A 10,113-nucleotide genomic window follows, 5' to 3' on the forward strand; every position below is an offset into this window, starting at 1 on the left:
CCCTACATCTCCCATACATCCGTTGCATCCGTAGAGAGTGGCGAGCACACGATGGACGTGCAGAAGAAGCTCGACGAGATCGTGGCCACGGTCTCCAGCGCCCGTTCCATGCCCATGTCGGCGTCGTGCGTGGTCAACCGCGCCGAGCTGCTCGCGATGCTCGAAGAGGTGCGCGAGGCCCTGCCCGGCTCGCTCGCACAGGCGCAGGAGCTGATCGGCGACCGCGACCAGGTGGTGGAGGAGGCCCGGCGCGAGGCCGAGCGGATCATCGAGAACGCGCGGGCCGAGCGCGACGCGATGATCGCCGGCACCGAGATCGCCCGCCGCTCCCAGGCCGAGGCCGACCGGATCCTCGCCGAGGCCCGCAGGGAGGCCGAGGAGATCCGTGCCGAGGCCGACGACTACGTCGACTCCAAGCTCGCCAACTTCGAGGTCGTCCTCACCAAGACGCTCGGCTCGGTCGGCCGCGGCCGCGAGAAGCTGCTCGGCACCGGGCCCGGCCTCGACGAGGACGGCTACGAGGACGAGGACGCCCCCGAGCGCAGCCACGACCCGGAGACCCTGCGCCGCAACGCCGACGCGTACGTCGACGCCAAGCTCAGCGCCTTCGAGGCGGTCCTCGCCAAGACCCTGGAGGCCGTGGGCAAGGGCCGCCAGAAGCTGCACGGCCGCATCGCCACCGACGACCTCGGCGCCCTCGCCGACGACACCACCACCGTCCAGCACTCCAGCGACGCCGACTATCTCGCCGACCTCGCGGCCCTCGCCGACAGCCCGCCGGTCCCGTCCCAGGCCGCGCCCGCCGGGCAGGGGCCCGCCCAGCCGCCGTACGAGCCGCAGCCGGCCTACGGCTACCAGCAGCAGCCCGCGCAGAGCGACCCCTACGGCGGCTACCAGCAGGGCTACGGCGGTCAGGACCAGTACGGCTACCAGCAGACCGACCCGTACGCCCCCGCCTCCGGCTACGACCCGTCGGGGGGCTCCTCCTTCCAGGGCTACGACACCCGGCAGGCGTACGACCCGAACCAGGCGCATCAGGCCCAGCAGGGGCATCAGGGCCCCCAGGGCTACACCCGGCCGCAGATGAACACCCTCGACGAGACCAGCCTCTTCGACACCAGCATGATCAGCGCGGAGCAGCTGCGCGCCTACGAGCAGGGCCGCGGCCTGTAGGCGGTCGAACGGCCGGCCCGTCGCCGGTCGCCGGATTGGGACGAGAGCGGAAGGTCCAGTATCCTGGCTCTTCGGTCGCGTGTACGTCCGCGATCAGCGCTGCCCTGGAACACCTCCGGGTCGGCGTCCCGCCGAGCTCGGAAACCGAAAGCAGGAATGGCCCACAACGCCCGCCTCGACCACCGCAGCCCTCTCGTGTTCGACACACGCGAGCTGGGGCGGCAGCCTGGCACGCTGCAGCGCCTGACCCGCACGGTCCCCGCGCCCAAGGACCTCGGTCTCAGGGGAGTGATCGGAGCACCGGAAGGCGCTCCGGTGGAGCTCGAACTCAGGCTCGAGTCGGTCATCGAGGGGGTGCTCGTCACAGGCACCGCCCGTGCACAGGCCAAGGGGGAGTGCGTAAGGTGTCTGGAGCCGCTCGAGCTCGGTCTCGAAGCGGACTTCCAGGAGCTGTTCTCGTATCCCGACGCCGACGACCGGGGCCGTGGGAGCGCACGGTCCGAGGAGAAGGACGACGAGGACGACGAGGACAGGTTCTTTGTCGAGGACGGCCTGTTCGACCTCGAACCCCTGCTGCGCGATGCGGTGGTGCTCTCACTGCCGATGCAGCCGGTGTGCCAGGAGGACTGCCCGGGGCTGTGCTCCCAGTGCGGAGCGCGGTTTGCGGACGACCCGGACCACCACCATGACGCCGTCGACATCCGTTGGGCGGCTTTGCAGGAACTCGCCGACGCCATGAGGGGCGGCGAGAAGGACGAGACGAGCGGCGCCGGAGCGGGCGTCGACGAGAAGCAGGAGAAATAGCCGTGGCTGTTCCGAAGCGGAAGATGTCGCGCAGCAACACGCGCCACCGCCGGTCGCAGTGGAAGGCTGCGGTCCCCACCCTGGTGGCGTGCGAGCGCTGCCACCAGCCCAGGCAGCAGCACATCGCGTGCCCGTCGTGCGGCACCTACAACAAGCGCCAGGTCCTCGAGGTCTGAGCGGCTGGTGAGAGGCACTGTGTCCACTGCCAAGAAGGCGGAAGGCGCCGAAGCAGGCAGCTCCCGCCGACGCGGAAGTGCTCCGACGGACAACACGGCCTCGCCCCTCACGGTTCTGGAAGGGCGGCTCGGTTACACCATCGAGCCCGCCCTTCTGGTGCGTGCGCTGACCCACCGCTCCTACGCGTACGAGAACGGCGGTCTGCCGACGAACGAGCGGCTGGAGTTCCTCGGGGACTCCGTCCTCGGCCTCGTCGTCACGGACACGCTGTACCGCACCCACCCCGACCTGCCCGAGGGCCAGCTGGCCAAGCTGCGGGCCGCGGTGGTCAACTCCCGTGCGCTGGCGGAGGTCGGCCGCGGCCTCGACCTGGGCTCCTTCATCCGGCTCGGCCGCGGTGAAGAGGGCACGGGCGGCCGGGACAAGGCGTCCATCCTCGCCGACACCCTGGAAGCGGTGATCGGCGCGGTCTATCTCGACCAGGGCCTCGACGCGGCCTCCGAACTGGTGCACCGCCTGTTCGACCCGCTGATCGAGAAGTCCTCCAACCTCGGAGCCGGCCTGGACTGGAAGACCTCCCTCCAGGAGCTCACCGCGACCGAGGGGCTCGGCGTGCCCGAGTACCTGGTCACGGAGACCGGCCCCGACCACGAGAAGACCTTCACTGCTGCCGCCCGCGTCGGAGGCGTCTCGTACGGCACCGGCACCGGCCGCAGCAAGAAGGAGGCGGAGCAGCAGGCCGCCGAGTCCGCGTGGCGGTCCATCCGCGCCGCGGCGGACGAGCGCGCCAAGGCGGCACAGGCCGCCGAAGGCACCGACGAGACGTCGGCCTCCGCCTGAGGCCCGTCCTTCCTCCTTTTCGCCTTCTTCTTCGCTTCCTTTTTCGAACGCTCCCGGCCGTCCCGGCACCGCACGCCCCACGGCTCTCCCGCGGCCGGCGTGCGGTGGGGGCGGGGAGCATGGAGGGGTCCGTACCGTGCGCGTACGGCCGGGGACTGGGGAGAGGCATGCCCGAACTGCCTGAGGTCGAGGTCGTACGGCGTGGTCTGGAGCGGTGGGTCGCCCACCGCCGCGTCGCCGATGCCGAGGTGCTGCATCCGCGCGCGATACGCCGTCACCCGGCGGGCGCGGAGGACTTCACGCACCGGCTGAAGGGCCGCCGCATCGGCCTGCCCAGCCGCCGCGGCAAGTATCTGTGGCTTCCCCTGGAGGACAGCGGCCAGGTGATCCTGGCCCACCTCGGCATGAGCGGGCAGCTGCTCGTCCAGCCGCAGGAGGCGCCCGCCGAGAAGCACCTGCGCGTCCGCGTCCGCTTCGACGACGGGCTGGGCACCGAGCTCCGCTTCGTCGACCAGCGCACCTTCGGCGGCCTGTCGCTGCACGACACCACCCCCGACGGGCTGCCCGACGTCATCGCGCACATCGCCCGTGACCCCCTCGATCCGCTGTTCGACGACGAGGCCTTCCACCAGGCGCTGCGCCGCAAGCGGACCACCATCAAACGGGCCCTGCTCGACCAGTCGCTGATCAGCGGCGTCGGCAACATCTACGCGGACGAGGCGCTGTGGCGGGCCCGCATCCACTACGAACGGCCCACCGCCGGCTTCACCCGCCCGCGCACCGCCGAACTCCTCGGCCACATCAGGGACGTGATGCGCGAGGCCCTCGCCGCGGGCGGCACCAGCTTCGACAGCCTCTACGTCAACGTCAACGGCGAGTCCGGCTACTTCGACCGCTCCCTGGACGCCTACGGCCGCGAGGGCCTGCCCTGCCGCCGCTGCGCCACCCCGCTGCGCCGCCGCCCCTGGATGAACCGCTCCAGCTACTACTGCCCGAGGTGCCAGCGGCCCCCGCGCCCGACGGCATGACCCCCGAGGCGGCACCGGCACAGGACCGGCGCCGCCCGGAGGCCCGCCGTGCCGTCAGTAGCCGAAGAAGTGCCGAAGGAGTGAAGGACCGGGTCTCTGACCTGCGGCCGTGTGATTGATCAACGCTGCGACTTGGCTGTCGGTGGTTGTCAGCGTTGGCTGTCGTTGGGCGCCCTCACACGGCCCACAGACGGCCCGGGACTGCGCCGGAGCTGACTGCGTTCACCAGCGTGGATCAAGGTGATCCGGTCCCCAGCTCACCAATCGCGGGTTGCGATCAGCGTCTCTGCGTCAGCGTCCTGGAAGCCGTAGGCCGATGCCACGAACCAGAAGTCTTCGGCGATCACTTCCCGGGCAACCGTCTCGATCTCGATGCCTGCTGCCTCGAACTCCGCTTCCAGGAGGTTGAACTCCTCCGTCGCGGCCTGGGTGAGTGCGTACAGCGATGCCACATCCGTCAGCCGTTCGGCCTCGATCCGCTCACACAGACGGATCATGATCGCCTTTCCCTTGTCGACCAAGTGATCCGGGAAGTACGCGTCCGAGTACAGGCCTCGCAGAAACGCGTGCCCTGCCACCTGCTGGTTTGTGATGGCCATGTTGCGTGCCCCATCCCCTGGATTGATCCGATGCGCCGATCTTGCAGCACGCTACTGACAAGGCCGGCGTAGCGGCTTTCGGTCTGGAGCTGCCTTGGCGTGAGTGATCATGGCCCCTTACGCCGGCCCGCGGATCGGGCAGGCTTGTGGACCTGCCGGTCAGTGCCCGATGTGGGGCCATGATCTGCGAGGCTCGCGCCAAGGCAGCTGCCTAAAAGGCATGGAGCCGACCGCCCCGGCCACGACGTGTTCTGACCTCATGCCCCGTGCGCCCGCCCGGAGGAGCGAAGCGACGACGGGTGCTGGATGCGGGGGAGAGCAGCAAGGCCCTCAGCGGTACCCGGGCCGCAACGACCCCGGCTTCACGCTGCGGACGTACACGCACCTGATGCCGGCCGGCGGGAGCCGGACCCGGACCGCCGTGGAGCGCGTCTTCACGGACGAAGAACCGACGATGGGCGGCCCGGACCCGGACCAGGAGGGCGTGCAGCCGTACTGACCCGAGGTTTTCTCAGTAGCCGAAGTTCTGCGTCCACCACGGTCCGCCGGGACCGAAGTGCACGCCGACGCCCAGGGTCTTGAAGTCGCAGTTCAGTATGTTGGCCCGGTGGCCGGGGCTGTTCATCCAGGCCTCCATCACCGCCGCCGCGTCGGCCTGGCCGCGGGCTATGTTCTCGCCGCCGAGGTTGGTGATGCCGGCCTTTGCCGCCCGGTCCCACGGTGAGGCGCCGCTGGGGTCGGTGTGGTCGAAGAAGCCGCCCTCGGCCATGGCCTTGCTGAAGTTCCCGGCGAGATCGGCCAGCGCACTGCTCGCCGCCAGGGGGGAGCAGCCCACCTTGGCCCGCTCCTCGTTGACGAGCCGGAGCACCTCGGCCTCCGCGGCCTCCTCCTTGGAGAGCCCCGCCGCGGGAGCCTTCGCCTTGTCCGGTGCCTTGGTGGCGGGGGCGGCGGGCGACGGGGTCTTCGGCTTGGCCGGTGCGGCCGGGGCCGTGGTCTTCTGCTCCTTGGCCGGTGCCTCGGTGGGCGTGGCCGACGGTGAGGCGGTCTCTGGCGCGGAGGTCGGGGCCGACGCCGGGGCGGACTGCGTGGGCGAGCCGGGCCGGTCCGCGCCGCGGCTCGTGGAGGGGCCGCCGGTCCGGCTGCCCGGGGTGGCGGCGCCGGACGTGCCGCCCTGCGGGCTCTCGGTGCTCGTCGGCGTGTCCGCGGCCTGCACCTTGTCGGCGCCGCTGCTGCTTTCTCCGCCCAGCTTGTAGTTCTCCAGGCCCGGCACGGCTCCGGTGGCCACCGCCACCGTGCCGAGGGCGACCGCGGCCGAGACACCGAGCAGCCCTGTGCGGACCGGTGTGGCGGGTTTCTTCTTCCGGCGGTGGCCCCGTCTGCGCGGTCCCTCCGACGGGCTGAAGCCCTCGGCCGGGAAGGCCACGGTGCCGGCGGCGCGGAGCCGGCCGTCGTCCGTCGCGTAGAGGTACTCCTCGGCCTTGGCGTAGGCGTCGGCGTACAGATCCGGGTTCAGATAGGAAGCGGTGCCCCAGTGGTTGTCGTGGTCCTGCGGACGGGCGTCCCACGAGTCGCGGCCCTGCGCATAAGAGCCGTGCGTCTCCGCGACCTCCGTGGCGCGGCCCGTGTCGGCGTGGCCGGCGTCCGAGCGTCGGTGGCGTCCCATGTCCTGGCCTTCCTCATCTCTGGTGGTCGACACGCGACCTGAGCCGTCGCGGTCAACCCAACTCACTCGATCGAGTGAGTTTCATATGAGATTCATTGGGTCGGGACGGTACCGCATGGCGTGAGGGGAGGAAGTGCCCCCAGGGACATCGGGCGGTTAAGTTGCGGGCATGAGCGAGGATGTGCGACTGGTCGCCTGGGTGCGCGGACATGTCCAGGGAGTGGGTTTCCGCTGGTTCACGAGGGCCAGGGCCCTGGAGATCGGCGGGCTGAGTGGTTTTGCTCTCAATGTGGACGACGGGCGGGTGCAGGTGGTCGCCGAAGGCAACCGGGAGGCCTGTCAGAAGCTCCTCGACTGGCTGCGGGGCGGCGACACGCCCGGGCGCGTGGACGGCGTCACCGAGATCTGGGACACACCGCGCGGCGGCTACGACGGCTTCATGATCCGCTGACGGTGTGACGCCCCGCGGGCCGGCGGACAGGGCGAAAACTGCCGCCGGCATCTGCCCGGAGGGAGAACGAGCAGGTGATTGCCGAGAAGCGCCGTCCTGGCAGGTCGTACGGCATGGAATGATCACCGCACCCGGAAGGGCTCACGGGATTCCCGGCGCCGCCTTTGTCCGGCCGCGCGCCCCCCGTATGTCCGTCGATACAGGCCGTGATCGTGTTGACCGTCAAACTTTTTGGTGAGACGCTGAAAGCCCGAGCACCTGAGCTGTTTGGCATGGATGAACGGCAGCACAAACTCAACAGTGCCAAGCACCACGGGTGCGAATCCCTCACGACCCACACCGCTTCGGTCGGTCACTCATTGTGGAGGACCATCCATCATGGCAAAGGCGCTTCTCGGTTACGTCGGCGGCTCCGACCCTCGACTCCTCGCCGAGATGCGACGGCTCCAGCAGCGCGTCCAGGACCTGGAATCCGAGCTGGTACGGATCCAGGCGGAGAACGACGCGCTGGCGGCTGCCGCTTCTCACAACAGGGTCATGGAGCGCACCGACGCACACCAGGCGGAGCCTGCGCTCACCTGATCACTGCACCACGCACCACGACGCAGTGATCGGGCTGCACGTGTCAACCGCTCGGTTGCTCAGAGTTGCAAGGGACGCCTTCGGCGTCCCTTCCTTCTTCGCCCCGCCCTTTGCCCCGTCGTTTCCTGCACCGAGCATCCTTTCACCCTCTTGACCTTTGGTCTGCCCTGCACGTTCACATGTGAAACCGCACGGTTGCGAGGGTTCGTGGAGTGGGCCGAAGGTGCCGGGTAAAGTCCGAAATCGTGCACCTCAAGACCCTGACCCTCCGCGGGTTCAAGTCGTTCGCCTCGGCGACCACGCTCCGGTTCGAACCGGGGATCACGTGTGTCGTCGGCCCGAACGGCTCGGGCAAGTCCAATGTCGTGGACGCGCTCAGCTGGGTCATGGGCGAACAGGGCGCCAAGTCGCTGCGCGGCGGCAAGATGGAGGACGTCATCTTCGCCGGCACCACCGGACGTCCCCCGCTCGGCCGCGCCGAGGTGTCGCTGACCATCGACAACTCCGACGGGGCGCTGCCCATCGACTACACCGAGGTCACCATCACGCGGACCATGTTCCGCAACGGCGGCAGCGAGTACCAGATCAACGGCAACACCTGCCGGCTGCTCGACATCCAGGAGCTGCTGTCCGACTCCGGCATCGGCCGCGAGATGCACGTCATCGTCGGCCAGGGCCAGCTCGACTCCGTCCTGCACGCCGACCCCATGGGCCGCCGCGCCTTCATCGAGGAGGCCGCGGGCGTCCTCAAGCACCGCAAGCGCAAGGAGAAGGCGCTCAGGAAACTGGACGCGATGCAGGCCAACCTGGCGCGCGTGCAGGACCTCACCGACGAACTGCGCCGCCAGCTCAAGCCGCTGGGCCGCCAGGCGGCGGTCGCCCGCCGGGCGGCGGTCATCCAGGCCGACCTCCGCGACGCCCGCCTGCGCCTGCTGGCCGACGACCTCGTACGCCTCCGGGAGGCCCTGAAGGCCGAGATCGCCGACGAGACGGCCCTGAGGGAGCGCAAGGAGGCCGCCGAGCAGGAGCTGAAGAAGACCCTGCAGCGCGAGGCCCTGCTGGAGGACGAGGTGCGCCGGCTCGCCCCGCGTCTGCAGCGCGCCCAGCAGACCTGGTACGAGCTGTCCCGGCTCGCCGAACGTGTGCGCGGCACGATCTCGCTCGCCGACGCGCGCGTGAAGAGCGCCACCTCCGCACCGCCCGAGGAGCGGCGCGGACGCGACCCGGAGGACCTGGAACGCGAGGCCGCCCGCATCCGTGAACAGGAGGCCGAGCTCGAGGCGGCCCTCGAGGCGGCCCGGCGGGCGCTCGACGACACCGTCGCCCACCGGGCCGAGCTGGAACGCCTGCTCGCCGTCGAGGAACGCCGCCTGAAGGACGCGGCGCGCGCCATCGCCGACCGCCGCGAGAGCCTGGCCCGGCTCAACGGCCAGGTGAACGCGGCCCGTTCGCGCGCCGCCTCCGCCCAGGCCGAGATCGACCGGCTGACCGCGGCCAGGGACGAGGCCCGGGAGCGGGCCGTCCGCGCCCAGGAGGAGTACGAGGCCCTCAAGGCCGAGGTCGACGGACTCGACGCCGACGACGAGGAGCTCGCCGCCCGCCACGAGGAGGCCAAGGCGGCCCTCGCCGAGGCGGAGGCCGCCCTCACGGCCGCCCGCGAGGCGGTCACGGCGGCGGAACGCGAACGGGCGGCGACCCAGGCCCGGCACGACGCCCTGGCCACCGGTCTGCGCCGCAAGGACGGCACCGGCGCCCTGCTCGACGCGAGGGACCGCCTCACCGGCCTCCTGGGCCCCGTCGCCGAACTCCTGACGGTCGCCCCCGGCTACGAGACTCCCCTGGCCACCGCCTTCGGCGCCGCCGCCGACGCCCTCGCGGTCACCTCCCCCTCCGCGGCCGTGGAGGCCCTCCGCCTTTTGCGCAAACAGGACGCGGGCCGCGCGGCCCTGCTGCTCGCGGACGGCCGCACCGGCGCACCGGCCGACCCCGCACCCGACGGGACGGACGCGACGGGCGGGACAAGCGGGACGGACGCGCAGTCCCCTGACACGCCGTCCGTGAACGGGCACCCCTTCGCCGCCGATCTCGTCAGCGGCCCCGCCGGACTGATGTCCGCCGTACGCCGTCTGCTGCGGGGGATCGTCGTCGTCGGAACGCTGGAGGACGCCGAGGAACTGGTCCGGGCGCGGCCCGATCTCACGGCCGTGACCGCGGAAGGGGATCTGCTCGGGGCGCACTTCGCGCAGGGCGGGTCCGCCGGGGCGCCCAGCCTGCTGGAAGTGCAGGCCGCCGTGGACGAGGCCGCCGCCGAGCTCGAGGAGCTCGCCGTGCGCTGCGAGGAGCTGGCCGAGGCACAGCGGCGGGCCGAGGAACGGCGCAAGGAGTGCGCCGCCGCCGTCGAGGAGCTGGGAGAGCGGCGACGGGCCGCCGACCGGGAGAAGTCCGCCGTCGCACAGCAGCTGGGCCGGCTCGCCGGACAGGCACGCGCCGCCGCCGGGGAGGCCGAGCGGTCGACGGCCGCCGCCGACCGCGCCCAGGAAGCCCTCGACAAGGCGCTCCAGGAGGTGGAGGAACTCACCGAACGGCTCGCCGCCGCCGAGGAGATGCCGATCGAGGAGGAGCCCGACACCTCCGTACGGGACCGGCTCGCCGCCGACGGTGCCAACGCCCGCCAGACCGAGATGGAGGCCCGCCTCCAGGTCCGTACGCACGAGGAACGGGTCAAGGCGCTGGCCGGGCGGGCCGACTCCCTGGACCGTGCCGCCCGCGCCGAACGCGAGGCACGCGCGCGTGCCG

At 71.1% G+C, this 10,113-nt stretch carries 11 protein-coding genes; 9 read left to right on the top strand and 2 right to left on the bottom strand.

Translation table 11 applies throughout. The features are described from left to right. The first annotated feature begins 51 nt into the window (after window positions 1-51). The 5 genes from ABD224_RS25660 (at window position 52) to mutM (ending at window position 4,022) form a co-directional block, all read left to right on the top strand. On the top strand, window positions 52-1,173 hold the full coding sequence (locus ABD224_RS25660) for an ATP synthase F0 subunit B (protein ID WP_344053974.1): 1,122 nt from the start codon (window positions 52-54) through the stop codon (window positions 1,171-1,173). Between the two features lie 156 nt (window positions 1,174-1,329). Continuing rightward, on the top strand, window positions 1,330-1,977 hold the full coding sequence (locus tag ABD224_RS25665; RefSeq protein ID WP_344053976.1) for a YceD family protein: 648 nt from the start codon (window positions 1,330-1,332) through the stop codon (window positions 1,975-1,977). Window positions 1,978-1,979: 2 nt separating this feature from the next. Continuing rightward, on the top strand, window positions 1,980-2,153 hold the full coding sequence (gene rpmF, locus ABD224_RS25670) for a 50S ribosomal protein L32 (protein ID WP_067395708.1): 174 nt from the start codon (window positions 1,980-1,982) through the stop codon (window positions 2,151-2,153). A 7-nt stretch (window positions 2,154-2,160) separates the two neighbouring features. Then, window positions 2,161-2,994, top strand: coding sequence for a ribonuclease III (rnc, locus tag ABD224_RS25675; protein ID WP_344053980.1), 834 nt, complete (start codon window positions 2,161-2,163; stop codon window positions 2,992-2,994). Window positions 2,995-3,161: 167 nt separating this feature from the next. Next, window positions 3,162-4,022 carry a bifunctional DNA-formamidopyrimidine glycosylase/DNA-(apurinic or apyrimidinic site) lyase gene (gene mutM, locus ABD224_RS25680; RefSeq protein WP_344053981.1) on the top strand — a complete coding sequence of 287 codons (861 nt, stop codon included), beginning with the start codon at window positions 3,162-3,164 and terminating at the stop codon, window positions 4,020-4,022. 257 nt (window positions 4,023-4,279) lie between these two features. On the opposite strand, the gene ABD224_RS25685 is transcribed toward mutM, so the two are convergent. Further along, complete coding sequence (locus tag ABD224_RS25685) at window positions 4,280-4,621, bottom strand: DUF5713 family protein (protein ID WP_344053982.1); 342 nt, start codon at window positions 4,619-4,621, stop codon at window positions 4,280-4,282. Window positions 4,622-4,880: 259 nt separating this feature from the next. On the opposite strand from ABD224_RS25685, the gene ABD224_RS25690 reads away from it, so the two are divergent. Next, window positions 4,881-5,120: a hypothetical protein gene (locus ABD224_RS25690; protein ID WP_425581052.1), complete on the top strand. Its 240-nt coding sequence runs from the start codon at window positions 4,881-4,883 to the stop codon at window positions 5,118-5,120. Between the two features lie 12 nt (window positions 5,121-5,132). Here ABD224_RS25690 and ABD224_RS25695 read toward each other — a convergent pair whose 3' ends face one another. Continuing rightward, window positions 5,133-6,284 (bottom strand): CAP domain-containing protein, encoded by a 1,152-nt coding sequence (locus ABD224_RS25695; RefSeq protein ID WP_344053984.1) that lies wholly within the window; start codon window positions 6,282-6,284, stop codon window positions 5,133-5,135. 169 nt (window positions 6,285-6,453) lie between these two features. Here ABD224_RS25695 and ABD224_RS25700 point away from each other — a divergent pair, with 169 nt between their 5' ends. From ABD224_RS25700 to smc, 3 genes are all read left to right on the top strand, one after another. After that, on the top strand, window positions 6,454-6,735 hold the full coding sequence (locus ABD224_RS25700; RefSeq protein WP_344053987.1) for an acylphosphatase: 282 nt from the start codon (window positions 6,454-6,456) through the stop codon (window positions 6,733-6,735). Window positions 6,736-7,113: 378 nt separating this feature from the next. Beyond that, window positions 7,114-7,317: a hypothetical protein gene (locus ABD224_RS25705; protein ID WP_344053989.1), complete on the top strand. Its 204-nt coding sequence runs from the start codon at window positions 7,114-7,116 to the stop codon at window positions 7,315-7,317. Window positions 7,318-7,562: 245 nt separating this feature from the next. Then, window positions 7,563-10,113: chromosome segregation protein SMC (smc, locus tag ABD224_RS25710; RefSeq protein ID WP_344053991.1), on the top strand; the 2,551-nt coding region annotated here is incomplete at its 3' end.

Origin of the sequence: Streptomyces thermoalcalitolerans, assembly GCF_039525155.1 — a bacterium.
In the GTDB taxonomy this organism is placed as follows: domain Bacteria; phylum Actinomycetota; class Actinomycetes; order Streptomycetales; family Streptomycetaceae; genus Streptomyces; species Streptomyces thermovulgaris.

Excerpts from the sequence above, each read along its gene's own strand:
- ABD224_RS25660 (WP_344053974.1), top strand. The coding sequence starts at position 52 with ATGGACGTGCAGAAGAAGCTCGACGAGATCGTGGCCACGGTCTCCAGC.
- ABD224_RS25665 (WP_344053976.1), top strand. The coding sequence starts at position 1,330 with ATGGCCCACAACGCCCGCCTCGACCACCGCAGCCCTCTCGTGTTCGAC.
- mutM (WP_344053981.1), top strand. The coding sequence starts at position 3,162 with ATGCCCGAACTGCCTGAGGTCGAGGTCGTACGGCGTGGTCTGGAGCGG.
- ABD224_RS25685 (WP_344053982.1), bottom strand. The coding sequence starts at position 4,621 with ATGGCCATCACAAACCAGCAGGTGGCAGGGCACGCGTTTCTGCGAGGC.
- ABD224_RS25690 (WP_425581052.1), top strand. The coding sequence starts at position 4,881 with ATGCCCCGTGCGCCCGCCCGGAGGAGCGAAGCGACGACGGGTGCTGGA.
- ABD224_RS25695 (WP_344053984.1), bottom strand. The coding sequence starts at position 6,284 with ATGGGACGCCACCGACGCTCGGACGCCGGCCACGCCGACACGGGCCGC.
- ABD224_RS25700 (WP_344053987.1), top strand. The coding sequence starts at position 6,454 with ATGAGCGAGGATGTGCGACTGGTCGCCTGGGTGCGCGGACATGTCCAG.
- ABD224_RS25705 (WP_344053989.1), top strand. The coding sequence starts at position 7,114 with ATGGCAAAGGCGCTTCTCGGTTACGTCGGCGGCTCCGACCCTCGACTC.